At 67.1% G+C, this 25,211-nt stretch carries 22 protein-coding genes and 1 pseudogene; 4 read left to right on the top strand and 19 right to left on the bottom strand.

The window, feature by feature from the left end:
- Window positions 1-115 precede the first annotated feature (115 nt).
- Complete coding sequence (locus tag ACXAFN_RS14315; RefSeq protein WP_474989606.1) at window positions 116-514, top strand: hypothetical protein; 399 nt, start codon at window positions 116-118, stop codon at window positions 512-514.
- Window positions 515-645: 131 nt separating this feature from the next.
- Here the strand turns inward: ACXAFN_RS14315 and ACXAFN_RS14310 are convergent, their stop codons facing one another.
- The 6 genes from ACXAFN_RS14310 to ACXAFN_RS14285 all read right to left on the bottom strand — a co-directional run bounded on the left by ACXAFN_RS14310 (window position 646) and on the right by ACXAFN_RS14285 (window position 8,379).
- On the bottom strand, window positions 646-1,584 hold the full coding sequence (locus ACXAFN_RS14310) for an electron transfer flavoprotein subunit alpha/FixB family protein (protein ID WP_474989604.1): 939 nt from the start codon (window positions 1,582-1,584) through the stop codon (window positions 646-648).
- A gap of 15 nt (window positions 1,585-1,599) precedes the next feature.
- Window positions 1,600-2,349 carry an electron transfer flavoprotein subunit beta/FixA family protein gene (locus ACXAFN_RS14305; protein WP_474989602.1) on the bottom strand — a complete coding sequence of 250 codons (750 nt, stop codon included), beginning with the start codon at window positions 2,347-2,349 and terminating at the stop codon, window positions 1,600-1,602.
- A gap of 106 nt (window positions 2,350-2,455) precedes the next feature.
- Window positions 2,456-3,304 (bottom strand): 3-hydroxyacyl-CoA dehydrogenase NAD-binding domain-containing protein, encoded by an 849-nt coding sequence (locus ACXAFN_RS14300; protein ID WP_474989600.1) that lies wholly within the window; start codon window positions 3,302-3,304, stop codon window positions 2,456-2,458.
- 78 nt (window positions 3,305-3,382) lie between these two features.
- Entirely contained in the window at window positions 3,383-5,032 is a 1,650-nt protein-coding gene (locus ACXAFN_RS14295; RefSeq protein WP_474989598.1) for an acyl-CoA synthetase, read from the bottom strand.
- A gap of 85 nt (window positions 5,033-5,117) precedes the next feature.
- Window positions 5,118-6,512 (bottom strand): solute carrier family 23 protein, encoded by a 1,395-nt coding sequence (locus ACXAFN_RS14290; protein ID WP_474989596.1) that lies wholly within the window; start codon window positions 6,510-6,512, stop codon window positions 5,118-5,120.
- A 73-nt stretch (window positions 6,513-6,585) separates the two neighbouring features.
- Complete coding sequence (locus ACXAFN_RS14285) at window positions 6,586-8,379, bottom strand: acyl-CoA dehydrogenase (RefSeq protein ID WP_474989594.1); 1,794 nt, start codon at window positions 8,377-8,379, stop codon at window positions 6,586-6,588.
- Between the two features lie 294 nt (window positions 8,380-8,673).
- Here ACXAFN_RS14285 and ACXAFN_RS14280 point away from each other — a divergent pair, with 294 nt between their 5' ends.
- Window positions 8,674-10,482, top strand: coding sequence for a PAS domain-containing sensor histidine kinase (locus ACXAFN_RS14280; RefSeq protein ID WP_474989592.1), 1,809 nt, complete (start codon window positions 8,674-8,676; stop codon window positions 10,480-10,482).
- Window positions 10,483-10,507: 25 nt separating this feature from the next.
- Window positions 10,508-11,158, top strand: a complete 651-nt coding sequence (locus tag ACXAFN_RS14275; protein WP_474989590.1) for a response regulator transcription factor — start codon at window positions 10,508-10,510, stop codon at window positions 11,156-11,158.
- A gap of 13 nt (window positions 11,159-11,171) precedes the next feature.
- On the opposite strand, the pseudogene ACXAFN_RS14270 reads toward ACXAFN_RS14275, so the two are convergent.
- The 3 genes and pseudogenes from ACXAFN_RS14270 to ACXAFN_RS14260 form a co-directional block, all read right to left on the bottom strand.
- Window positions 11,172-11,312, bottom strand: a pseudogene (locus ACXAFN_RS14270) (4Fe-4S dicluster domain-containing protein); the annotation flags it as partial.
- Window positions 11,313-11,528: 216 nt separating this feature from the next.
- On the bottom strand, window positions 11,529-12,455 hold the full coding sequence (locus ACXAFN_RS14265; protein ID WP_474989588.1) for an electron transfer flavoprotein subunit alpha/FixB family protein: 927 nt from the start codon (window positions 12,453-12,455) through the stop codon (window positions 11,529-11,531).
- Window positions 12,456-12,470: 15 nt separating this feature from the next.
- Window positions 12,471-13,220, bottom strand: coding sequence for an electron transfer flavoprotein subunit beta/FixA family protein (locus ACXAFN_RS14260; RefSeq protein ID WP_474989586.1), 750 nt, complete (start codon window positions 13,218-13,220; stop codon window positions 12,471-12,473).
- A gap of 357 nt (window positions 13,221-13,577) precedes the next feature.
- On the opposite strand from ACXAFN_RS14260, the gene ACXAFN_RS14255 reads away from it, so the two are divergent.
- The gene (locus tag ACXAFN_RS14255) at window positions 13,578-15,254 is read left to right on the top strand and encodes an electron transfer flavoprotein-ubiquinone oxidoreductase (protein ID WP_474989584.1); all 1,677 of its coding nucleotides are present in this window, start codon (window positions 13,578-13,580) and stop codon (window positions 15,252-15,254) included.
- A gap of 325 nt (window positions 15,255-15,579) precedes the next feature.
- On the opposite strand, the gene ACXAFN_RS14250 is transcribed toward ACXAFN_RS14255, so the two are convergent.
- Genes ACXAFN_RS14250 through fabF form a run of 10 tightly spaced genes read right to left on the bottom strand, consistent with a single transcriptional unit; the run spans window position 15,580 to window position 25,196 of the window.
- Window positions 15,580-16,404, bottom strand: a complete 825-nt coding sequence (locus tag ACXAFN_RS14250; protein ID WP_474989582.1) for a sulfurtransferase — start codon at window positions 16,402-16,404, stop codon at window positions 15,580-15,582.
- Window positions 16,401-18,620, bottom strand: coding sequence for an ATP-dependent helicase (locus ACXAFN_RS14245; RefSeq protein WP_474989580.1), 2,220 nt, complete (start codon window positions 18,618-18,620; stop codon window positions 16,401-16,403). The genes ACXAFN_RS14250 and ACXAFN_RS14245 overlap by 4 nt, the downstream gene beginning before the upstream one ends.
- On the bottom strand, window positions 18,617-19,156 hold the full coding sequence (locus tag ACXAFN_RS14240) for a DUF1285 domain-containing protein (RefSeq protein ID WP_474989578.1): 540 nt from the start codon (window positions 19,154-19,156) through the stop codon (window positions 18,617-18,619). Before ACXAFN_RS14240 ends, ACXAFN_RS14245 begins: the two co-directional genes overlap by 4 nt.
- A gap of 35 nt (window positions 19,157-19,191) precedes the next feature.
- The gene (locus ACXAFN_RS14235; protein ID WP_474989576.1) at window positions 19,192-20,022 is read right to left on the bottom strand and encodes a TatD family hydrolase; all 831 of its coding nucleotides are present in this window, start codon (window positions 20,020-20,022) and stop codon (window positions 19,192-19,194) included.
- 43 nt (window positions 20,023-20,065) lie between these two features.
- The gene (locus tag ACXAFN_RS14230; protein ID WP_474989574.1) at window positions 20,066-20,401 is read right to left on the bottom strand and encodes a PilZ domain-containing protein; all 336 of its coding nucleotides are present in this window, start codon (window positions 20,399-20,401) and stop codon (window positions 20,066-20,068) included.
- Between the two features lie 23 nt (window positions 20,402-20,424).
- Entirely contained in the window at window positions 20,425-21,414 is a 990-nt protein-coding gene (locus tag ACXAFN_RS14225; protein ID WP_474989572.1) for a DNA polymerase III subunit delta', read from the bottom strand.
- Window positions 21,411-22,061 (bottom strand): dTMP kinase, encoded by a 651-nt coding sequence (tmk, locus tag ACXAFN_RS14220; protein ID WP_474989570.1) that lies wholly within the window; start codon window positions 22,059-22,061, stop codon window positions 21,411-21,413. Before tmk ends, ACXAFN_RS14225 begins: the two co-directional genes overlap by 4 nt.
- 27 nt (window positions 22,062-22,088) lie before the next feature.
- Complete coding sequence (gene mltG / locus ACXAFN_RS14215; protein ID WP_474989568.1) at window positions 22,089-23,093, bottom strand: endolytic transglycosylase MltG; 1,005 nt, start codon at window positions 23,091-23,093, stop codon at window positions 22,089-22,091.
- Window positions 23,094-23,106: 13 nt separating this feature from the next.
- Window positions 23,107-23,916, bottom strand: a complete 810-nt coding sequence (gene pabC / locus ACXAFN_RS14210; RefSeq protein WP_474990164.1) for an aminodeoxychorismate lyase — start codon at window positions 23,914-23,916, stop codon at window positions 23,107-23,109.
- 41 nt (window positions 23,917-23,957) lie between these two features.
- A complete protein-coding gene (gene fabF, locus ACXAFN_RS14205) occupies window positions 23,958-25,196 on the bottom strand; it encodes a beta-ketoacyl-ACP synthase II (protein WP_474989566.1) in 1,239 nt (412 codons plus the stop codon).
- Window positions 25,197-25,211: the final 15 nt, after the last annotated feature.

Below are 25,211 nucleotides of genomic sequence, written 5' to 3'. Positions count from 1 at the left end.
GTGCGAAGCACCCTACTCCGAACAAGAATTGTTATCAATCCCTGGCCCCGGCGATTGACAGCTCCGCCCCGAAAAACAAGAATGAGAATCTATTTTATCCAAGAGGTGAGACGCCATGACGACGGACCGCGCTCGGCTCTACTACACCTGTACCTTTCTCTGCGTGTCGTTCCGGGCCCTGCTGGAATCGGTGAACGGGCACGCCCGCCGCCCGGGCGTGCCCTGCTGGCTGGATACGCGGACGGTCGAGATGCTGTCGGCAGAACTGAGGCGCTGTCGCGAAGAGGCGGCGCCTTTCCCGGACCTCCACCCCTCCCTGGACGCCGCCCTCTCCCACTGCGGGCTGCTGATGGCCCAGTGTCCCGGCGCCCTGGACCATCGACGCTGCCGGCAGCACCTGGAAGCCATCATCGTCCCGCTGGGGGACACCACGACGCGACTGGCCTCCCCCAGCCGTCGCGAAGGCCCCTGGCAGGCCGCCGCCCGGCGGCTGGGCGGCTGGCTGGGCCGCTGAACCACCCTCGCCGCCTCCCCGACACGCGCCTCAGCATCAAGACGCCACCAACGCAAACGGGCCGACCTCTCCGTGGAGAGGCCGGCCCGCTTGCTAGCCCGAAAGCCAGCGTGACCGCTGGCTCTCGAAGGTTACAGCTTGCTTTCTAGCTCCGGCAGCACCTCGAACAGATCACCCACCAGGCCGTAATCCGCAACCTGGAAGATCGGCGCTTCCTCGTCCTTGTTGATGGCGACGATCACCTTGGAGTCCTTCATGCCCGCCAGGTGCTGGATGGCACCCGAGATGCCCACCGCGATGTACAGCTCCGGGGCGACGATCTTGCCGGTCTGGCCGACCTGCATGTCGTTGGGCACGAAGCCGGCGTCCACCGCCGCGCGTGAGGCACCGATCGCCGCGCCGAGCTTGTCGGCGATGCCGTCGAGCAGCGTGAAGTTCTCGCCGCTGCCCATGCCGCGACCGCCGGAGACCACCACCTTGGCGGCGCCCAGCTCGGGGCGGTCGCTCTGCTCGAGCCGCTCGTCGACGAAGGCGGACAGGGCGTTGTCGATGCCGACCTCGACCGCTTCCACGGCGGCATTCCCCGCCTCGCCGACGGCATCGAAGGCGGTGGGCCGCACGGTGATCACCTTCAGGGCATCATCGCTCTGCACGGTGGCGATGGCGTTGCCGGCATAGATCGGCCGCTGGAAGGTGTCGGCGCTCTCCACGCCGATGATCTCGGAGATCTGGCTGACGTCCTTGAGCGCGGCGAGGCGCGGCAGCACGTTCTTGCCGGTGGTCGAGGCCGCCGCCAGCACGTGGCTGTAGTCGTCGGCCAGCGCCACCAGCAGGTCGCCCAGCGGCTCGGCCAGCTGATGGGCGTAGACGGCGGCGTCGGCGACGCGCACCTTGGCCACGCCGTCGAGTCTGGCGGCGGCCTCGGCGATGGCGCCGACGTTCTCACCGGCCACGAGGACGTCGATGTCGCCGCCGATGGCCTCTTTCACTTTCCGGGCGGCGGCGACCACGTGGGCGGTGGCCTCGGCCAGTTGACCGTCGTGGTGTTCCGCGAGTACCAGAATGCTCATCAGATCAACTCCTTATCAAAGAACTTTGGCTTCGTTCTTGAGTTTGTCCACGAGCTCGTCCACGGAGCCCACCTTGACGCCGCCCTGGCGCTCGGCCGGCGGCTCGACGCGCACGCGCTTGAGCCCGGAGGCGACCGACACGCCCAGCTCGTCCGGCGTCTGGGTATCCAGCGGCTTCTTCTTGGCCTTCATGATGTCGGGCAGCTTGGCGTAGCGCGGCTCGTTCAGGCGCAGGTCGGTGGTGACGATGGCCGGCAACTGGAGCGCGACGGTCTGCAGGCCGCCGTCGATCTCGCGGGTCACCTTCAGGGTCTCGCCCTCTACGACAACCTCGGAGGCGAAGGTACCCTGGGGGCGGCCGGTCAGCGCGGCGAGCATCTGGCCCACCTGGTTGTTGTCGCTGTCGATGGCCTGCTTGCCGAGGATCGTCAGGCCGGGCTGCTCGGCCTCAACCACCTTGGCCAGCAGCTTGGCCGCGGCCAGCGACTCGACGGCCTCGTCGGTCTGCACGTGGATGGCCCGGTCGGCGCCCAGCGCCAGCGCGGTGCGCAGCTGCTCCTGGGCGGCCTTGGGGCCCACGGTGACCGCGACCACTTCCGTCGCCACCCCCTTCTCCTTGAGCCGCACCGCCTCTTCCACGGCGATCTCGCAGAAGGGGTTCATGGCCATCTTGACGTTGGTCAGGTCGACGTCGGAGTGATCCGGCTTGACGCGAATCTTGACGTTGTAGTCGATGACGCGTTTGACCGCGACGAGGACTTTCATAAATACCCCCTAATACTTTGGACTTTCATAAATACCCCCTAATACTTTGTTGATAAAAAACAACAGATAAGCAAGCTGCGATATTGCATGTCGCGAGCGGGAGCGCTCAGGCATAGGCATGGAAGCCGCGGCCGCTCTTGCGTCCCAGGTGGCCGGCCGCCACCAGCCGCTTGAGCAGCGGGCAGGGCCGGTATTTGGGATCGCCGAAGCCGCCCTGCAGCACTTCCATGATCGCCAGGCAGACGTCCAGGCCGATCAGGTCGGCCAGGGCCAGCGGGCCCAGGGGATGGGCGGCGCCCAGTTGCATGGCACGGTCGATGTCCGTGGCACTGGCCGCGCCCTCCTGCAGCAAGAAGGCCGCCTCGTTGATCATCGGCACCAGCAGGCGATTGACCGCGAAGCCCGGCGAGTCGGCGATCGCCACCGCCGTCTTGCCCAGCTCCTCGGCCAGCGCCTCGATGCGGGCCACGGTGGCATCCGCGGTCTGCTCGGCGCGGATCACCTCCACCAGCTTGAGTACCGGTACCGGGTTGAAGAAGTGCATGCCCACCACGCGTTCGGGACGCTCGCTGACCGCGGCCAGCCGGGTCAGCGACAGCGAGGAGGTGTTGGAGGCGAGGATCGCCTCGGGGGCCAGCCGCGACAGGTCGCGGAACAACGGCTCCTTGAGGTCGGGCCGCTCGGGCGCCGCCTCGATGACGATCTCGCAGTCGACCAGCGCCTCCAGCGAGGTGGTCGGCGCGAGTCGCGCCAGGGCGGCGTCGCGCGCCTCGGCGGCCAGCCTGTCCTTGTCCACCAGCTTGGTCAGGCCCTTGGCGATCCCCGCCCGGGCCCGCGCCAGCGGCGCCTCGGCGACGTCGTAGAGGCGCACCTCGCGGCCGGCGGTCAGCGCCACCTGGGCGATACCCTGGCCCATGGTGCCGGCGCCGACGACGCCGATGGCTTGCTTGCTCATGTGTTGGATCTCCTCTGTCGTGAAGTCTTGGAAGCCGATGCTATGCATGCGATGTCAGGTACGAAGGCTTTCTCAGCGTCAGCAACCCGACTCCTGACGGACTCGCTCGCGTAATACGAACTTCTGAACCTTGCCGGTCGAGGTCTTGGGCAACTCGGTGAAAATGACCGTCTTGGGGGCCTTGAAATGGGCCAGCCGCGCTCGGCAATGGTCGATGATGGCTTGTTCGCCGACCTCGTCATGACCCGCCTTGAGCTTGATGAAGGCGCAAGGCGTCTCGCCCCACTTTTCGTGAGGCCTGGCCACCACGGCGGCCTCTTCCACGGCAGGATGGGCATAAAGCACATCCTCCACTTCCACGGTGGAGATGTTCTCCCCACCCGAGATGATGATGTCCTTCAGACGATCCTTGATCTCGATATAGCCATCGGCATGCCATACCGCGAGATCGCCGGTATGGTACCAGCCGCCGGACAGCGCTTCCTGGGTGGCCTCGCGATTCTTGAGATATCCTTTCATGACATTATTGCCACGCATCAAAATCTCGCCGATGGTCTTGCCGTCCTTGGGGACGGGAGTCAGTGTCTCACTGTCTGCCACACACAAGGCCTCGAGCATATGGCCGCGCACCCCCTGACGAGCCTTGAGTCTGGCCCGCTCCTCCAAAGGAAGCTCGTCCCAGGCCTCGCGCCAGGCACATACCGTCACCGGGCCATACACCTCCGTGAGACCATAGACATGGGTGACTTCGATACCCAGGGCCTCGACCCCGGCGATAACGGGTGCCGGCGGCGCCGCCCCGGCGGTAGTAGCCTTGACCGAATGCTCCAGAGCCCGACGCTGTGCCTCGGGCAGGTTGACCAAGCCGTTCAACACGATGGGGGCGCCGCTGAAGTGGTTGACCCTCTCATCGTGCAACAGAGCCATTACCTTGGCCGGCTCTACCCGACGAAGACAGACATTGACGCCGGTGTTGGCCGCTATCGTCCACGGAAAGCACCAGCCATTACAGTGAAACATCGGCAAGGTCCAGAGATAGACCGGGTGCGGCGGCATATGCCATTCGAGGATGTTGCTGACTGCATTCAGATAGGCACCACGGTGGTGATAGACCACACCCTTGGGCTTGCCCGTGGTGCCCGAGGTGTAGTTGAGAGAAATCGCCTGCCATTCGTCATCGGGCAGACGATAGTCATAGTCTGGATCGCCTTCGGCAAGCAACGCCTCATACTCCACGGCGCCGACTGCCCTCGCCTCTCCCTCGAACAATGCATCGGCCACATCGATCACCAGCGGCTTCACATCCAGCCTTGAAACAGCCTCCTCGATCACTGAAGCAAACTCCGGATCCACCAGGATCGCTTTCGCCTCACCATGCTGGAGCATGAAGGCGATGGCCTCGGCATCGAGACGGATATTCAAGGTATTGAGTACGCAGCCTGCCAGCGGCACGCCGAAATGAGCCTCGAACATTGCCGGCACATTGGGCAACATCGTGGCCACCGTATCACCGCGTCGAACACCACGTGCCTCCAGTGCCGAGGCCAGTCGCCGGCAACGCTCCCATGTCTCGCCCCAGTCGCGACGCAGCTTGCCATACACTACTGCCGGATAATCGGGATAGACCTGGGCGCTTCGTTCGATAAAGGTCAATGGCGACAGTGCCACATGGTTGGCAGGGGTTCTAGGCAAGTCCTGCTCGAAAATGTTATCCGCTTGATCTGTCATGCTCGACTCCACTCATTGCTGTCCGAAGCAATTAGTCAGTTATGCGTAATATGGCCTGGCGTGGTCTCGTCACGGTTCCAGCAGCCTATTGGTGACTCGTGGCTTTGGCCGGCTCTTCATCAGCCTCATTATGGAGAGATGCTTTGGCTTCGAACCCGAAGAGGTTCTGTTTTTCCACCAGATAATAGAGGATGCAGCCAGCGGCCAGCCCCCAACCGGCACCATAGACCGCCAGCACGACCGCCATGGTACCGGCCACCCCCCGCTCGGCAGTGCTCTGGGTCTGCTCCATGCCCACCATCAGGCAGATATAGCCGGTCAGGATCAGGGTCAGCGACAGGGCGATGGGGAGCACCGGCTGGAACAAGCTGACCAGAGGCAGGGTGAAGAGGGCAACAAAGCCGGTGATCCAGAAGGTTCCTCCACCGCTGAAGATGGAATCCATCGCCGTGCGTCCATATTTGTAGCGCTCGGCCATGGTGGCGGTGACTGCCGTCCAGATCGGTCCGGCCAGACCCGGATAAGGGGCAAGGAAAGCATGAATCAGGTTACGCAGGGCGGTCACATGGTGAACACGGTCGGTACTATAGTCGATCTTCTCATCGGGACGAAGATGGTCAACCCGAGACATCAAGGTACGGCCGACGACGATATCACCGAAGGCAATGACGTAGGCGATCACGGCCGTGGGCACGGCCAGCATGAAAACATCCAGACTGGGAAATCCCACCACGAACGGAAGGTAATGCCACATTTCGGTGAAGTTCGGTCGAGTGATGCCCCATTCGATGGCCGGCAGAGGATATTCGCCGATCGACCAAGCGATCACGATGGCGGCTATCATCCCCGGGACGATGCCGTAATTGGCGATTCTTTTAGCGATAATGTGGCGCTCGACCCAGCCTCGAAAAGCTAGTGAGAACAGCAAGAAGATCGCGATAAGTGACCCTAGGGTGAGAGAGATCGGGGTGTTGGACAGCCTGCCGCCCTCCTGGATCTCGCCGGTAATCGCCGCGATGCCGGCTCCCACGATAATGCCAGCCTGTAGAGAGTTGGGAACCCAGCGGACCAGCTTGGCACCCAAGCCTGTTACTCCCAGCAGAAAGAAAATCAGAAACACCAGGAACTGCAGTGCGAACAGGGCCTGAATGGCTTCCGGACCCGGCTCGAAATTGCCGAGAAACACCAGCACGATGGGCACCGCCGGGGTGATCCAGCCCGGCACCAGTGGCACTCCCATCAGGGCCGGCAGCATGAAGCCGATACCGCAGACCACCACGAACCCCAGTGCCACATCATAGGGTAGCCCCAAGTACTGCTCGAGTAGCGGAATCATCGCCAGGCTGACCACAAACATGATCAGCCCCTGGATCATCTCCGCTGCCTCCCAACGGTAATGGATGAAGGGCAGACGCATCTTGAAGGGGCCGGCGGGCCAATAGGGTTGTTCTTCGCCATGTCGACGCGTTTTGAGTTGCATGGATGTCTCCCACCATCCTCTCAGGATGGCTGATTGTGGTTGTGAAAGCCCGTCTTTGCGACACGGTCTTCGACTACAGCGCTTCACTATCCAGTTCACCGAGTGTCGATACCCCCGCCTCGATCACGGCCAGCTGGGCACGACCAAGTGGCAGCCAGTGGCGTAAGGCGAAGTCGGCGCTGGCCAGCTTCATTTGATAGAAGGTGCTATCGGAATTGTTACCCTGTAGCGCCCTCTGTGCCCTGAGTGCCGAGCGTCCCATCAGCCAAGCGCACAGCACATGCCCCGCGAGATACAGGAAGGGGGTGGCGAACGCCTGAATGGCATCCGGCCCTTGGTCAGGATGCCCCCCCTGCTCGAGCACCAAAGCCATGCCCCGGCGCAGATCCGCCGTGCCACCCCGGAGTGCCTGCCCCAGCGGCACCAGCGAGGCAGACGCCGCCAGTTCACTGGCTGTCGTCTCGACTTCATCGACGACCTCCGCCAGGGTGGCGCCACTATCACGCAGCAGCTTGCGCCCGGCCAGATCCAAAGCCTGAATGCCGGTCGTGCCTTCGTAGATCGTGGTTATCCGCGCATCGCGCAGCAGTTGTGCCGCACCGGTCTCCTCCACATAGCCCATGCCGCCATGCACCTGAATGCCGAGGGAGGCGATCTCCACGGCCTGCTCGGTCGAGAAGCCCTTGACGATCGGTGTCAGCAGATCGACCCGCCTCTGGGCTCGCTCGCGAGCAATGCCATCCTCGGCCTGGCGAGCACGATCCGCTTCACTCGCCGTGAATAGCGCCAGGGCACGCAGGGCTTCGATGCGGGAGCGCATCGACAGCAAGCTGCGACGCACCTCGAGGTGCTGGACCAGGGGCGCCGGGCCTCCCCCCCGCGCTTGAGTTACCCGCCCCTGGACGCGCTCGGCAGCATAGGCGACGGCCTGTTGATAGGCGCGTTCGGCGACGCCGATGGCTTGGATACCGACCTTGTGGCGCGCCTCGTTCATCATCGTGAACATATGGTTCAACCCGCGCCCTGGCTCGCCGACCAGATAGCCGATGGCCCCCTCCCGCTCACCGAAGCTCAGCGTACAAGTGGGAGAGCCGTGGATGCCCAGCTTGTGCTCCAGTGACGTACACACCACGTCATTACGCTTGCCGAGGTTGCCGTCTTCGTCGACCAGAAACTTGGGCACCAGGAACAGCGAGATCCCCTTGTTGCCCTCCGCAGCATCCGGGGTACGGGCCAACACCAAGTGGAGAATGTTCTCGGCGCAGTCATGCTCGCCCCAGGTGATGAAGATCTTCTGTCCAGTGAGCCGGAAGTGATCACCCTCGGCGACCGCCTTGCTACGGACCTGAGACAGGTCGGAGCCGGCCTGCGGCTCGGTCAGGTTCATGGTGCCGGTCCAGCTCCCCTCCACCAGCTTTTCCAGATACCGTGAGCGCAGGCCATCGTCGCCATGATGGGAGAGGGCTTCGATAGCGCCGGCGGTCAGCATCGGGCACAAGGCGAGGGCCATGTTGGCAGCGTGCCAATACTCCTGTACCGCGCTGGCTACCACCTCGGGCAATCCCTGTCCCCCCAGCTCGGCGTGGCAGCCGATGCCATTCCAACCGCCATCGACGAAGGCCTGATAGGCCTCGGCAAAGCCTTGAGGGGTTTGCACCTCACAGCCCTCGAGCCGGCAGCCTTGCCTATCGCCGGTCTGATTGAGCGGCGCCCAGACCTGGCTAGCCAGGCGCCCCGCCTCTTCCAGCACCGCTTCCACCAGGTCGGGCGTGGCCTCGGTGAAGGCCGGCAACGTCAGAGACCGGCTCTCCAGCAACTCTTCGAGCACGAAACGCGTGTCTCGGATAGGGGGGGCATAAACCGTCATGGCACTACCTTTGGATATGTATTTACCATGGTTGATAGTGATTTCACTACTTTTGGTTGGCAATACACCAAAGGTCGGGGCTAGACTAAAGGGGAGCCCCCTGTGAGGAGCGTAAGCAGCCAGGGTGTTGCGGGGATGGTCTGGGAGCCTGAGAATCACCGGTCTCACCCCTTTACCCGGCCCTGTGACAGGCGAGTGGCGGTTTCTCGTTTGTTCGGTAGGTGCGTCAAAGCACGGCGACATGCGTATCCCTGCTCTTTACAGGCCGGCCTGCAGTTCGCGTCAGGAGCTCCCATGGATTACCGCCCTTATGTCGATATCCCGCTTCCCATGGTCGTGGTCACCATCGCCGGGAAACATAAGGGACAGCTAAGCTTTGTCAATCCCCAGGCCGAACGGCTGGCCGCCGAACTCGGCTTGGCGACTGAGACCTTGCTCCCCTCAGGCGCCTTCCAGCCGCCAACCGCGGCCAGCTTGAATCATGGCCTGGAGTGGACTCGTGGTACGCACGCTCTCCGCTGGCGACCGACGCCACTCGACCCACGACACTGCCTATGGATCGCCGAAGTGCTGAGCGAAGAACACGCCACCATCGCCCGGCTGACCGAAGACAGGCATCGGTACCGAGAGCTGGCCGAAAGCACGACTGACCTGATTTCGCGCCATGCCAAGGACGGGATCTTCTTGTATGCCTCCAGGGCGGCTAAAACGCTGCTGGGCTACGAGCCCGAGGAGCTCATCGGTGCCTCGGCCTACGACATGTTCCATCCCGACGACTTGACCGCCATGCTCAACAAGTCGCCACACATCTACCACGACAGCGGTTTCTATCAGCAGACCTACCGATTCCGGGCAAAGGATGGCCACTATGTATGGTTTGAGACGACCAGCCGCACCCACCGCGATCCCCAGACCGGCGAGCTGATCGATATTCTCTGCGTCTCGCGGGACGTGAGTCGGCGCATCCACGCCGAGGCGACCCGGGAGCGCCTGGCACGCGTGGTGGAATCCACGACCGATTATGTGCTGTTCGTCGACGACAGCGAAAAAGTGTTTTATTCCAATGAAGCGGCACGCCATCTGTTTCAGCTTTCCAGCCAGGAAAGCGAAATTCAGCTCAGCCAGGCTTATCAGGAAGAGTCATTACGACGGCTGCGCAAGATCGCACTTCCCGCCGCCTCTCGTCAGGGGGCCTGGAGTGGCGAACTTGAGATGCTCTCCCCCGGGGGGGCGGTGCCGGTGCTGACCGTGGTCATCTCCCACCGGGGGCCGGGGGCAGCGCAGGGCCATCTATCACTGCTCAACCGCGACATCGGCCTACGCAAGAAGGCGGAGGATCAGGCGCGCACCCACCAGCAGCAGATCGCCCACGCCAATCGGCTGGCCGCCACCGGTGAGCTGGCCTCCAACATCGCACATGAACTCAATCAGCCGTTGGGTGCCATCACCAATTATGCGAGTGGCGCGCTGATGCAGCTTCGTGCCAACCCGGACTTACCCGCCGCAGCGCTGGAGGAGCCCCTCAGCCGCCTCAACGATCAGGTGCAGCGACTCGCCGAGCGACTGCGGCACATTCGCAACTTCGTGCGTAAAGGACAAATCCGCCCAGGCCCGGTGAAGCTTGAAGAGGTGCTGGACAGCGCCTGCCATCTCTGCGAATGGCAGTTCCAGGCGGAGCGGATCGAGATCGATATCGTGAGCTCGCCGGGGCTCCCCCCCGTGATGGCCGATGCGACGGCGCTCGAACAGGTGGTCGTCAACCTACTGCTCAATGCCTTGGACGCCAGCCGCGACACCCCTGATGCGCGCCGTGTACGCCTGGCAAGCTGGCAGTGGGGGGCGGGCGAGATCGCCTTCTCGGTTACCGACCAAGGCCCCGGCCTCACGCCGGAAGCCGCCGCGGCTGCCTTCACCACCTTCTACTCTACCAAGCGGGAGGGCCTGGGGATGGGGCTTGCCATCAGCCGCTCGCTGACCGAGACCATGGGAGGCAAGCTGTGTATCGACGACGGCTACCACGCGGGGGCCCGCTTCGTGGTGACTCTGCCCAAGGCATCAACTTCCTGCCGCGACGGCATTAACGGTACACTTGGAGAATCTTGAGGCAGCGACCGAGGAGAGCACGTTGGTGGACGCGAACCTGACCCCGGACGCAGCCGACCGGCCGTTGGTCGCAGTGGTGGATGACGACGAGGCGTTACGCGACTCGCTGACCTGGCTGCTCCAATCCGTCGGACTCGAGACCGTTGCCTATCCCACCGGCGAAGCCCTGCTCGAGGCCAATGATGCCCCTCACGCGGCGATCCTGCTGGACGTACGCATGCCTGGCTTGAGCGGCCTGCAGGTGCAGCAGCAGTTGCGGGAGCGTGGTGATGTCGCCCCGGTGATCTTCATGACGGGCCACGGTGACGTCCCTATGGCGGTGCAGGCGCTCAAGGCCGGCGCCTTCGACTTTATCGAGAAACCCTTCAACCACCAGCAGTTGATCGACTGCATACAGCAGGCCTTGGCCTTGAACCAGCATCAGCGCCTGGAGCAACGGCAACAGGATGAACTCGCCGCCCGTTTCGCCGAGCTGCGGCCGAAGGAACAACAGATTCTGCGCCACGTTGCCGAGGGCATGACCAGCCGTGAGATTGCAGAGCACCTGGACATCAGTGCCAAGACCGTGGAGGTCTACCGGCTTCGGACCATGCGTGTCTTAGGTGCCGAGAACCTGGCTGAGCTGGTCAGAATGGCGGTGGCATTAGGGTTGGTCGAAGTGATGCCAAAAGAGTAGGAGTTCAAGAGATTGCCGGTTCGGCGTACTCGGGCAGGTTGTCGCGGATCGGCAGCTCGGGATCGCTGAGCCTGGGGTGACAGGGCTGGTCTTCCTCGTGGTGGGTGCTGGACAGGAACACCGAGGAGGGCTTATCGAAGCGTCGAAGTCCATCGACTCGCGTTCGATTGTGGTTGTCATGGTGGGGCTCCCTGGAAAGAAAAAAGTCGACGGAACGGCCTGCGCCGTGGTCCGTCGACAACCGGAAGGAACGATCGACTTCGCAAGCGAGCTTCAGGCAGGGGTATCGCCCCCTTGTAGGAGGGCCTTCAGGCCCGATGGAAGGTGCCAACTCCGTCTTCGCCCCTGAAGGAGCTCCCACAGCGCCTTATCAGAGCTTCTGCTCCAGCTCGGGCAGCGCCTCAAACAGATCCGCCACGAGGCCGTAATCCGCAACCTGGAAGATCGGCGCCTCCTCATCCTTGTTGATGGCGACGATCACCTTGGAGTCCTTCATGCCCGCCAGGTGCTGGATGGCGCCCGAGATGCCCACCGCGATGTACAGCTCCGGGGCCACGATCTTGCCGGTCTGGCCGACCTGCATGTCGTTGGGCACGAAGCCGGCGTCCACCGCCGCGCGCGAGGCGCCGATCGCCGCGCCCAGCTTGTCGGCGATGCCGTCGAGCAGCGTGAAGTTCTCGCCGCTGCCCATGCCGCGACCGCCGGAGATGACGATCTTGGCGGCGCCCAGTTCGGGGCGGTCGCTCTGCTCGAGCCGCTCGTCGACGAACGACGACAGGGCGTTGTCGATGCCGGCCTCGACCGCTTCCACGGAGGCACTCCCCGCCTCGCCGACGGCGTCGAAGGCGGTGGGCCGCACGGTGATCACCTTCAGGGCATCCTCGCTCTGCACGGTGGCGATGGCATTGCCGGCGTAGATCGGCCGCTGGAAGGTGTCGGCGCTCTCCACGCCGATGATCTCGGAGATCTGGCTGACGTCCTTGAGCGCGGCGAGCCGCGGCAGCACGTTCTTGCCGGTGGTCGAGGCCGCCGCCAGCACGTGGCTGTAGTCGTCGGCCAGCGCCACCAGCAGGTCACCCAGCGGCTCGGCCAGCTGATGGGCGTAGACGGCGGCGTCGGCGACGCGCACCTTGGCCACGCCGTCGAGTTGGGCGGCGGCCTCGGCGATGGCGCCGACGTTCTCGCCGGCGACGAGGACGTCGATGTCGCCGCCGATGGCCTGGGCGGCGGCGACCACGTGGGCGGTGGCCTCGGCCAGTTGACCGTCGTGGTGTTCCGCGAGTACCAGAATGCTCATCAGATCAACTCCTTATCAAAGAACTTTGGCTTCGTTCTTGAGTTTGTCCACGAGCTCGTCCACGGAGCCCACCTTGACGCCGCCCTGGCGCTCGGCCGGCGGCTCGACGCGCACGCGCTTGAGCCCGGAGGCGACCGACACGCCGAGCTCGTCCGGCGTCTGGGTGTCCAGCGGCTTCTTCTTGGCCTTCATGATGTCGGGCAACTTGGCGTAACGCGGCTCGTTCAGGCGCAGGTCGGTGGTGACGATGGCCGGCAGCTGGAGCGCGACGGTCTGCAGGCCGCCGTCGATCTCGCGGGTCACCTTGAGGGTGTCGCCATCGACTTCCACTTCGGAGGCGAAGGTGCCCTGGGGGCGGCCGGTCAGCGCGGCGAGCATCTGGCCCACCTGGTTGTTGTCGCTGTCGATGGCCTGCTTGCCGAGGATCGTCAGGCCCGGCTGCTCGGCCTCGACCACCTTGGCCAGCAGCTTGGCCGCGGCCAGCGACTCGACCGGCTCGTCGGTCTGCACGTGAATCGCACGGTCGGCGCCCAGCGCCAGGGCGGTGCGCAGCTGCTCCTGGGCGGCCTTGGGGCCCACGGTGACCGCCACTACCTCAGTGGCAACACCTTTTTCCTTGAGCCGCACCGCCTCTTCCACGGCGATCTCGCAGAAGGGGTTCATGGCCATCTTGACGTTGGTCAGGTCGACGTCGGAGTGATCCGGCTTGACGCGAATCTTGACGTTGTAGTCGATGACGCGTTTGACCGCGACGAGTACCTTCATATTGCCCTCGCTTGGTTCAATCTCGGAACCTTGGGTGACGGAGGCCGGCGGCACGCTGGCGGAACGCGACACCGAGCCTCATAGAACCGACCGGCATGCTTTTATGCGTTTCATGCAAGCGTTTGATAGGCGCCGTACCGAAAAACCCCCTAAATGTGCCACAGCCCGGGCCATGGCAACAATCCCCGGCATGCCGAGAGTCGCACCTCTCGCCCCCTGCCATCGTAAGGGGTGCCCCTTTGCGGCTATTATGCCTATCATGGGACACACCCAGAAGCAAACGACCGTTTTAAATCTTGTCGGCGCGATTGATGCCCCGGGCCTTGGGTATCTCCGGCAAGGGAGGAGAAGAATCCAATGACAGAACAGATCGAACGCGATGCCATGGAGTTCGACGTGGTCATCGTCGGCGCCGGACCCTCTGGGCTGGCCGCGGCCTGCCGCCTGATGCAGCAGGCGAACGAGGCCGAGCGGGAACTGACCGTGTGCGTGGTCGAGAAGGGTTCCGAGGTCGGCGCCCACATCCTCTCCGGCGCCGTCTTCGAACCCCGCGCCCTGCAGGAGCTGTTTCCCGACTGGCAGGAGCGCGGCGCCCCCCTGGCCACGCCGGCCGTGCGCGACGAGCTCTACCTGCTCAAGGATGCCGAAAAGGCCCAGAAGCTGCCCAACGCCCTGGTCCCCAAGACCATGCATAACACCGGCGGCGACCAGACCCGCTATGTGATCAGTGCCGGCAACCTGTGCCGTTGGCTGGCCGAGCAGGCCGAAGCGCTCGGCGTCGAGGTGTTCCCCGGCTTCGCCGCCCAGGAGACGATCGTCGAGGATGACGTGGTCAAGGGCATCATCGTCGGCGACATGGGCGTCGGCGCCGACGGCCAGCCCAAGGACGGCCACATGCCGGGCATGGAGCTGCGCGCCAAGTACACCCTGTTCGCCGAGGGCGCCCGGGGCCACCTCGGCAAGCGGCTGATCGAACGCTTCGCGCTCGATGAGGGCCGCGATCCGCAGCACTACGGCATCGGCCTGAAGGAGCTGTGGGACGTGCCCGCCGACAAGCACGAACCGGGCCTGGTACTGCACGGCTCCGGCTGGCCGCTGGACAAGTCGACCCACGGCGGCTGGTTCCTCTATCACGCCGAGAACCAGCAGGTGGTGGTCGGCCTGATCCTCGACCTGTCCTATCAGAACCCGTACCTGTCGCCCTTCGACGAGTTCCAGCGCATGAAGCACCACCCGGTGCTCAAGCAGTATCTGGAGGGCGGATCGCGGGTCGCCTACGGCGCCCGAGCCATCGCCAAGGGTGGGCTCAACTGCCTGCCGAAGATGACCTTCCCCGGCGGGCTGCTGATCGGCTGCGACGCCGGCACCCTCAACTTCGCCAAGATCAAGGGCCTGCACACCGCCATGAAGTCCGGCCTGGTGGCCGCCGAGAGCGTCTTCGAGGCGATCGCGGCGGGTGGCGACAATGACGCGGGCGGCCAGGAGCTGACCGCCTTCGAGGACAAGTGGCAGGCCAGCTGGGCCTACCGGGAGCTCGCCGAAAGCGCGAGCTTCGGCCCGGCGATCCACAAGTACGGGACCGTGCTCGGCGGCGCCTACAACTTCCTCGACCAGCTCACCGGTGGCAAGCTGCCGCGGGTCCACGACACCACGCCGGACCACGCCGCGCTGAAGAAGGCGGCCGACTGCGAGAAAATCGACTATCCCAAGCCGGATGGCGTGCTGTCCTTCGACAAGCCCTCCTCGGTGTTCCTCTCCAACACCAACCACGAGGAAGACCAGCCCTGCCACCTGCGGCTGACCGATCCCGAGCTGCCGATCCGCGACAACCTGCCCGAGTACGCCGAACCGGCCCAGCGCTATTGCCCGGTGGGGGTCTACGAGGTGGTCGAGGACGACGCCGGCAAGCCGAAGTTCCAGATCAACTTCCAGAACTGCATCCACTGCAAGACCTGCGACATCAAGGACCCGGCCCAGAACATCACCTGGGTGGCGCCGGAAGGGGGAGGCGGCCCGAACTACCCGAATATGTAAGGGAAACCCGATTCAGGCAGAGTCATGTCATCGACCAGCACCGGCTCGCTTGCACCAGACGCTTTGCGAGCCGGGTGACGCGCTCAGGGCGGAACAAGGTCCCTCTTGCCGCCCCTGAATCGACATCCTGTCGCTTCCCGCTACCCGGCGCGCAGCGCGACGGCACCCTGGCGAAATCGCTCGCGCTGCTTGTCGATGCCGCTATCGCCGATGGCACCCCAAGCAACCGCCCCGCAGGCACTCGTCCTGCGGGGCGGTTTTTTCTTCCAGCTTCCCGGCGCGAAGCGCCGCCCTTCCCGCTTACCCCTCCGGGCGGCGCCCGGGCTCAATCGCCGGTGGCGATGGGCCGGGCGGGATCGCGGATCCATTCGCTCCACGAGCCGGCATAGAGCCGCGGCAGCGGCCGACCGGCGACGGCGTAGGCGAGGATATCGTGACAGGCGGTGACGCCGGAACCGCAGTAGGCGATCACCGCCTCGTCGCGCGGTAGCTCGGCGTCCAGCGCTTCGGGCGCCAGGAAGCGCCCGTGCGCGTCGAGGTTGTCGCCGCTCGGCCGGCACGCCGCCCCGGGGATATGGCCGGCCACCGGGTCCACCGGTTCGGCCTCGCCGCGAAAGCGGTCGCGGGCCCGGGCATCCAGCTTGAGCGCCCGAGCGGAGAACACCTCGTCGGCGCCGACCCAGGCACCGTCGCGATAGTCGGGTGCCCAGTCGCTCGCCGCAGGCACCGGCTCGCGCCCCGTCGGCCATTCGCCGCCGGCGTCCTGCCAGCCGGCGAGGCCGCCATCGAGCACGCGCACGTCCGGGTGCCCCGCCCAGCAGGCCAGCATCCACCAGGCCCGCGCCGCGGCCAGTTGTCCCCCCTTGTCGTCATAGACCACGACCGGCCGCGCCGGGTGGACGCCCAGCCGGCGGATCGCCGCCGTGAAGTCGACCTTCGCCGGCAAGGGATGGCGGCCGCCCGTTCCCGGCGGCGCGGCCAGGTCGCGATCCAGGTCCAGGTGCTGGCTGCGCGGCACATGGCCCTCGCGCCATAGACGCTCGCCGGCTGCTGGATCGCCGAGCCGCGCCCGACAGTCCAGCACCAGCGGCGGCGTGTCTCCTCCGAGGGCCCGGGCCAGCTCGCCGGCCCCGATCAGTACCTCGCTCATGCCCGTTCTCCTTCCAGCAGTTCGATGGGCGCCCGCCGGGCGATCAAGCGCCGACGACCGGCCTGACGGAAACGCACCTCGATCACCGGGTTATCCGGATCGCCCTCCACCACGCTGATCTCCCCTTCGCCGAACACCGCATGGCTCAGGCGCTGGCCGACGCGATAGTCGGCCGCCGACTCGGCGACCTCCGCCTCCGGCGCGGCGGCCTCGACGGCCAGCGGCCGCCCCAGGCGTTCGAGATAGCGTTGCACAAGCGCCGGGCGGGCGACGCGCAGCGCCTCGGCGCCGGCCGCCGGAGCCACCGCCGGCCCGTTGCCGGCACCGGCGGCCAGCCGCTCGGCCACCCGCTGGCCGTCCTGCCAGGCGGTCTCGGCGAGAAAGCGGCTGGGACGATGGTCGCCGCCGTCATGGAGCATCACCAGGCGTTCCCTGGCCCGGGTGATCGCCACGTAGAACAGTCGCCGCTCCTCCTCGAGGCGCGGCGGGGTCAGCGGGTTGTCGCGGGTATAGTGGGGGAAGTCCTCTTCGTTGACGCCTCCCAGCACCACCAGCGGCCACTCCAGGCCCTTGGCGCCGTGCACGGTGGTGATCAGCACGCCGTCGTCGCGATTCTCCACCGGGCGCCTCAGCAGCTCGATAAAGGCCGACAGGTCGGAGGCCTCACGGGCCTGCTCCACCAGCACATCGAGCAGGCGCACGTCCTCCTCGCCCTTGTCGCGGCGCGCCGCGGCGCGCTTGAGCACCTTCTCGGCCTCGACCTCCTCGCTGACGTACTCGAGCAGCTTCGCCGGCGACCAGCCGCCGCGGTGCGGCAGCTCGCAGAGCAGGGCCCAGCGGCGCTTGAGGGTGCGGCGCTGATGCGGTTTGAGGGCGGCGATCAGCGGATCGTGGCGCTCCGGCCAGCGCTGGCCCTCGGCGAGCCGGGCGGCCAGCGCCGCCAGGCGCTCTCGGGGCACGAAGGGGGTGGGCTGGGACAGCAGCACCAGCAGGTGACCGGGATCGCGCAGCAGGCTCGCGTCGCGCGCCAGCATCAGATAGCCGGCCAGGGCCTCGACCAGCGGCAGGCGGAACACGAAGCGATCCTCCCGCGACAGCCGGAAGGGGATGCCCTGGCGCAGCAGCGCCAGCTGGAGCGGCACCGACAGCGCCCAGCTGCGCACCATCAGGCAGGCCTCGGCGAGAGGCCGCCCTCCTCGCTGCCAGGCGGCGAGCTCGTCGAGCAGCGCCTGGCTGCCCTGCCCTACCGCCAGGCGGGTGTCGGGGTTGTCGGGGGCGGCCAGGCACAGCTGGTCCGGGCGCCGCCGATTGGCCTCGATGGCGTGGTTGGCGGCCAGCGCCAGGGCATGGCCGTGGCGGAAGGTCGTGGACAACGGATAGTCCCGGGCCGCGCCGAAGATCGCGGTGAAGTCCTCGAGCATGGTGTCGGGGTGGGCGCCGCGCCATTCGTAGATGCACTGGTTGGCGTCGCCCACCGCCATCACCGCCGCCTCGCGGCCGGCCAGCACCGCCAGCAGGCGCTGCTGGGCGGGGTTGATGTCCTGGTACTCGTCGATGATCACCTGGTCCAGGAACCCCTGGACCCGGGCGCGCAGGGCGGGATCGGCCTCCAGGGCCCGGAGCGGCCGATACAGCAGGTCGGCGTAGGTCATCAGGCCCTGCTCGGCGAGCAGCGTCTCGGCGTGCTCGAAGGCCGTCACGAAGTGCTCGGTGTCCTCGCCGAAGTCGAGCCGCGCATAGAGCTCGGCGGGCTCTGCCACCTCGGCCTTCACCAGGCCGCAGAAGTGGGCCAGGGCCTCGAGCTTCTCGGCCTCGAGCGCCCGTTCGCCGGCCTCGGGGAAGGCCTCCAGCGCCTGCTGGGTGGCCTGGCGCAGCAGGCGCTCCAGTTGCCAGTCCGCGGTCAAGAGTCGACGCGAGGCCAGCACGCCCCAGCGGGTCAGGCTCTGGGTGAGGCGATGGCCCAGCGAGTGAAAGGTGCGCACGTCGGGCAGCGCCCGGCCGGCGGGCGCCGAGGCGGCGAGCCGGGCCTGGAAGTCCTCGCGGGCGGAGCGGTTGAACATCAGCACCAGGATGCGACCGGGCGCCATGCCGCGCTCAAGCAGGTGCAGTACCCGCGCCACCAGGGTGGTGGTCTTGCCCGCCCCGGCCACCGCGGCGACCCGGGCATGGCCCGCGGGATGCTCCACCACGGCCTGCTGTTCCGGCGTCAGCCTCATGACGCCTCGTCGTCCCAGCGGCCCAGGGGCTGCCAGGCGCCGCCGCTCGGCAAGCCCAGCTCATCGCCGCGCGGCTCGGCGGCCTCGACCAGGCGATAGAAGACGTTGCGGCCCAGCCGCGCGGCCAGCCCGAAGCGCACCGGCACCTCGGGCACCGCCTCGCCCCGCGGGGTGGCGGTGACCGTCAGGCAGTGCTCCGCGTCGAGCCGCACCCGGTCGCCGACGTTGGTGGTCAGCCACCAGTCGCCGGCAGCGTCCCGGTCGGCGTCGACGATCACGAAGGCGCGATCCTCGACCCGGATACGCTGCTTCTCGCCGGGCGTCACCAGGTAGTGCTCGCCGTCGGCCTCGCGGCGCAGGATGGTCGACAGCAGCCGCACCAGCCGCGGCCGACGAATCACCCCGCCCTCGTGGATCCAGCGCCCGTCGGCGGCGATGACCAGGTCCATCTCGCCCCCGCGCTCGGGGTGCCAGCGATCCACCGGCGGTAACTCGCCCGGGGGGTCGATATCGTCCAGCAAGCGGTCCAGGTTCATGGCGGCGTTCTCCCGTCGTGGTCTCCGTCGTGGCGCTAGACCACCAGCCCCGAGCGGGCCAGCGCCTCGCGGACTTCCGGGGTCGCCTCGGGGGCCGCCGCCCGGAACAGTCGATAGAAGTTGGCGGTGGTCTGCATGGCCACCTCGTCGACGCTGATGCCGCGTTCGGCGGCGATGCACTGGGCGACCTCGACCACCCAGGCCGGCTCGTTGGGTTTGCCGCGATGCGGCACCGGCGCCAGGTAAGGGCTGTCGGTCTCGATCAGCAGCCGATCCAGCGGCAGGCGCCGGGCCAGCTCGCGGATGGAGCCGGCATTGCGGAAGGTGACGATACCCGACAGCGAGATGTGAAAGCCATGGGCCACCGCCTCGCGGGCCATGTCCAGGTCTTCGGTGAAACAGTGCAGCACGCCCCCGACGGATGGGTCGACGTGCTCGCGGATCAGCGCCAGGGTGTCCTCCCGCGCCTCCCGGGTATGGATGATCACCGGCAGCTCGAGCTCGGTGGCGGCGATCAGGTGTCGGCGGAAACGCTCGTACTGCACATCACGCGGCACGCCGTCGTAATGGTAATCGAGGCCGGTCTCTCCGATCGCCACCGCCTCGAAGCGCTCGGCACATTCCTTGATGGCCGCCACGCTGGGTTCTTCTGGCACTTCATGAAGCGGATGCACGCCGGCGGAGATCACCACGTCGTCGTGCTCGCGGGCGATGGCGGCAATGCCCGGCACCTCCTCCAGGGTGACGGCGATGGCCAGGAACTGGCGCACGTCGCGGGCCCTGGCGGCCTCCAGGGCGGCGGCGACATCGCCGTCATGGGTGCGCGGATCGAGGCGATCGAGATGGCAGTGGGAATCGACAAACATTGGCACGTTCACATCTAGTAAAAGGAATTAGGCGCGAGGCGCATCAGAGCGTATAGGTCGGCGCCCCCTTGTCCAGCTGGCCCGCCAGCAGGTCCTCGATATGATCGCGCACGCCCTGGTCCTCGACCCCGAAGTGCACGCCGATCCCCGGGACCCGGCGGCCGGAGACTCCCTCGGGCGAGACCCAGACTACCTGGCCGGTCACCGGCAGCCGCTCGCGGTCGTCCGGCAGGGTCAACAGCACGAAGACCTCCTGGCCAAGTTCGTAACGCTGGTGGGTAGGCACGAAGATGCCGCCCCGCTCCAGCGCCGGCATGTAGGCCGACAGCAGCGTGGGAAGGTCCCGGATGGTCAGGGACAATGCCTTCTGGGCAGACATGGGATGCTCCTCTCGTGAAGAGATCAGGAGCGCAGCAATGCGGACCAGCGCACCAGCCACGCCTCCAGCACCAGCTGCGGGTTGGGATTGCCTCCCGCGCCGAGCAGTCGCCGTTGTTCGCGAGCATAGTCCAGCAGGCGGAACCAGTCGCGGACCCGGCCGTTCTTCACCGCCTGCCGATACAGCGGCAGCAGGTCGGGGTTGCGCAGGGTCGCGGCCTCGCCGGACAGCCCCAGGCGGATCAGGTCCTCGAGCCAGGCGATACCGTACCACAGGATGGCGTCGACGGACTGTCGGTCCAGGCGCGCGGCCTCGGCCACCGGCTCGGCGCCGCGCACCAGGGCATCGAAGGTCTCGTGGAGCTGCTGGCGCAGCGCCCGGGCGTCGGGCTCGGCGAGCTCGAGGGCCCGCAGCGGCAGGCCGCCGGCGGCCTGCCACCAGAAGCGCGCCTCCTCGACGCCGCCGAGCCGTTCGGCCAGCCAGTCCAGGCAGTCGGCCTCGCCCGGCGCCGCCAGGCTCCAGTGCTGACAGCGCGAACGAATGGTCGGCAGCAGGTGCGAGGGGATGTCCGAGAGCAGCAGGAACAGCGTCCGACCGCCGGGCTCCTCCAGGCTCTTGAGCAGGGCGTTGGAGGCGGCCACGTTCATGGTCTCGGCCGGCGAGATGACGATCACCCGATAACCGCCCTGCTGAGCGGTCTGGGAGACGAAGCCGTTGATCTCGCGAATGGCGTCGATGCGGATCTGGCGCTTGCCCTCCTCCGGCGACACCCGCAGCAGGTCCGGATGATAGCCGGACGCCAGCATCTGGCAGGCGTGGCACCGGCCACAGGCGACCTCGCCCGGGGCCTGGCACAGGGTACGGGCGATCAGCGCCTCGGCCAGCGACGGCTTGCCCAGGCCATGGGGGCCGGAAAACAGCAGCGCATGAGGCAGACGACCGGCATCGGCGAGCGCGACCAGCTCCCGCCAACGCGGCTCGAGCCAGGGCAGCGGCCGGACGGACTTGCTCATGAGGCCTCCAGGTGCGCATCGAGCCGCCGGCCGAGCTCGGCCTGCACGGCCTCCAGCGAACGGTCGGCGTCGACCACGGCGATGCGCTCGGGGGCCTCGGCGGCGCGTGCCAGGTAGGCGCGACGCACCGCCTCGAAGAACTCGGCGCGCTCGCGCTCGAAGCGGTCGCGCTGGCCGCCATTCTGCTCGAGGCGCCCCTCGAGACGGCGTTGGGCCGCGTCCATGGGCATGTCGAGCAGCAGCGTCAGGTCGGGCTGCAACCCCTGCTGGACGAAGGCCTCCAGCGTGGCGATGCGCTCGGCCGAGATGCCCCGGCCGCCGCCCTGGTAGGCGAAGGTGGCGTCGGTGAAGCGATCGCAGACCACCCAGGCACCGCGCGCAAGCGCCGGGCGCACCACCCGGGCCAGGTGCTGGGCACGGGCGGCGAACACCAGCAGCAGTTCGGCGTCGTCGTCCAGCGGCTCATCGGCGGCGGGGTCGAGCAGCAGGCCGCGTATCGCCTCGGCCCGCGGCGTGCCGCCCGGCTCGCGGGTGCGCACCACCTCGAGGCCGCGCGCCTCCAGATGCTCGGCGACCCAGGCCAGGTTGGTGGACTTGCCCACGCCCTCGCCGCCTTCCAGGGTGATAAAGCGTCCGCGCCTCGTCATGTGGCTTCCCGGTGGTTGGTGGATGAATCAGCGATTGCGAATGTAGCGATTGACGGCGTTGTTATGTTCGCGCAACGAGCGCGAGAAGTGATGGGTGCCGTCGCCCCGGGACACGAAGTAGAGCGCCTCGCCCTCGGCGGGTCGCACCGCCGCCTCGAGGGCCGCTCGTCCCGGCAGGGCGATGGGCGTCGGCGGCAGGCCGTCGATCACGTAGGTGTTGTAGGGCGTGGGCTCGCGCAGGTCGGCCCGAGTGATGTTGCCGTCGTAGTCGTCGCCCATGCCGTAGATCACGGTGGGATCGGTCTGCAGGCGCATGCCGCGCTCCAGGCGACGCACGAAGACCCCGGCGATGCGTCCGCGCTCCTCCGGCGCACCGGTCTCGCGCTCCACCAGCGAGGCCAGGATCAGCGCCTGGTAGGGCGTCTCCAGGGGAAGCTCGGCGTCCCGCTCGGCCCAGGCCGCGGCGAGCAGTTCGTCCATGCGCGCGAGCGACTGGCGCAGGATCTCCAGGTCGCTGATGCCCTTGCGATAGCGGTAGGTGTCGGGGAAGAAGCGACCCTCGGGGTGCTCGCCCTGACGATCCAGCATCGCCATCACCTCGGCGTCGCTCAGCCCCCGGGTACGGTGCTCGAGCTTCTCGGCCGCGTCGAGGGCGGCGCGCATCTGGGCGAAGGTCCAGCCCTCGGGAATGGTCAGCGGATAGGTGACCACCTCGTGGCGGTCCAGCATGCCCAGCAGCTCACGCCCGGTCATGCCCGGCGTCAGCCGGTATTCGCCGGGCCGCAGGTCGGGCACCGCCTCCGGCTCGAGCCGGGTCATCAGCCGAAAGGCCCAGCCGTCCGCCAGGATACCGCGCTCGCCGAGTTCACCGATGACGCGATGGAAGCCGGCGCCGGCCGGCACCTCGAAGAGCGTCGACGCCTCGAGGGCCAGGGGCGCCTCGAGACGGGTCTGCCAGTAGCGGTAACCGGCGCCCAGCGTCAATGCCGCCAGGATCACCAGCAGCGGCAGCAGCTTGAGCCCTCGCCTCATGGAAAGTCCTCGTTCAGTCGTAGGGATGACAGGGATAGCCGAGCAGCGCGTGGGCCTCGGCCTGCAGGGCGCGATGATGGCGATTGATCGCCCAGCGCGCCAGGCCGCGGCCGTCGGCATCGTCGAGCCGGGTGACCGGCCACAGGCCCTGCACGGAATTGGCCAGGCACACCGCCTCGGCCTCGCGCAGGACGGCGGGGCCGGCATCCACCACGCGAATGTCCAGGCGGGCGAGCAGCGCCTCGCGCAGGGTACCAGCCACGCCGCAGCGGTCGAGCCCGGGCGTGTGCCAGGCACCGTCCCGCCACCAGAAGAGGTTCATGCAGGTGGCCTCGACCAGTCGCCCCTCGGCGTCACTGAGCAGTCCCTCGGCGATATCCGGCGCCGACCACTCGGCCCGGGCCAGCACGTTCTCCAGGCGATTGAGATGCTTGAGGCCGGCCAGGGCCGGCTGGAGGCCCAGCCGCAGCCGGCAGTGGCGCACCCGCACGCCGCCTGCCCAGCGCGACGCGTTCGGCGCGAAGGGGGCCAGATGCCAGCGCAGTCGCGGCTCGGGAGCCTCGGGCGCCAGGTAGCCGCGACCGCCGGAGCCACGGGTCAGCATCAGCTTGAGCACCGCGAGGCCCTCCCCGGCCCGGGCCGGCAGGGCCTCGAGCGTCGCCCGCGCCGGAAGCGGGATGCCAAGCGCCTCGGCCCCGCGAGCCAGCCGGGCCAGGTGCTCGTCCCACAGCAGCGGGGCACCGTCGCGCACCAGCACGGTCTCGAACAGGCCATCGCCGTAGGCCAGCCCGCGGTCGTCGAAGGGCACGCCTTCCCCCGGCATCAGCCGGTCGGCATCGGCACCGCCCTCGCCTGCCGAGCCGCTCACACCCTGGAGAAGACCAGGGTGCCGTTGGTGCCGCCGAAGCCGAAGGAGTTCGACAGGCTGACGTCGATCTTCATCTCCCGGGCGGTATGGGGCACGTAGTCCAGCACGCAGCCTTCCTGGGGGTTGTCGAGGTTGATCGTGGGCGGCGCCACCTGGTCGCGGATCGCCAGCACCGAGAACACCGCCTCGACGGCACCGGCGGCCCCCAGCAGGTGGCCGATCATCGACTTGGTGGAGCTGACCGCCACGTCTCGGGAGGCCTCGCCGAGCACGCGTTCCACCGCGCGGCTCTCGGCCAGGTCGCCGGCCGGGGTGGAGGTGCCATGGGCGTTGATGTAGTCCACCGCACCGGGCTCGATGCCGGCATCGCGAATGGCGTTCGCCATCGACAGGGCCGCCCCGCTGCCGTCCTCGGGCGGCGCGGTCATGTGGTGGGCGTCATCGCTCATGCCGAAGCCGGTCAGCTCGGCGTAGATGGTCGCGCCACGCGCCTTGGCGTGCTCGTACTCCTCGAGCACCATCACTCCGGCGCCGTCGGACAGCACGAAGCCGTCGCGGTCGCGATCCCAGGGACGGCTGGCCCCCGCCGGGTCTTCGTTGCGGGTCGACAGCGCCCGCGCCGCGGAGAACCCCCCCAGGCCCAGCGGCGTGGTGGCCATCTCGGCGCCGCCGCAGACCATCACGTCGGCATCGCCGTAGGCGATGGTGCGCGCGCTGTAGCCGATGTTGTGGGTGCCGGTGGTGCAGGCGGTGGTGATGGCGATATTGGGCCCGCGGTAGCCGTGCTGGATGGCCAGGTTGCCCGAGATCATGTTGATGATCGAACCCGGTACGAAGAACGGCGAGATGCGCCGCGCGCCGCCCTTCTGCAGGGCGTTGTGGTTGTGCTCGATCATCGGCAGCCCGCCGATGCCCGAGCCGATCGCCACCCCGATGCGGTGGGCGTTGTCCTCGGTGCACTCGATGCCGGCGTCGCTGATTGCCTGGCTCCCCGCGGCCACCCCGTACTGGATGAACAGGTCCATCTTGCGGGCGTCCTTGGGGTTCAGGTAGGGGCTGATGTCGAAGTCCTTGACCGACCCGCCGAAACGCGTGTTGAAGCCGCTGGCATCGAAGTGCTCGATGGGGGCGATACCGCTCTTGCCGGCCAGGATGCTGGCCCAGCTCTCGTCCACGGTATTCCCTACTGGCGTGACCAGGCCGAGCCCCGTCACCACAACCCTTCTACGAGCCATCAGCTTTCCTCCAGA

It is taken from the genome of Halomonas sp. ABH4_019, from assembly GCF_056159885.1.
This window is presented reverse-complemented; position numbering and strand designations above follow the sequence as displayed.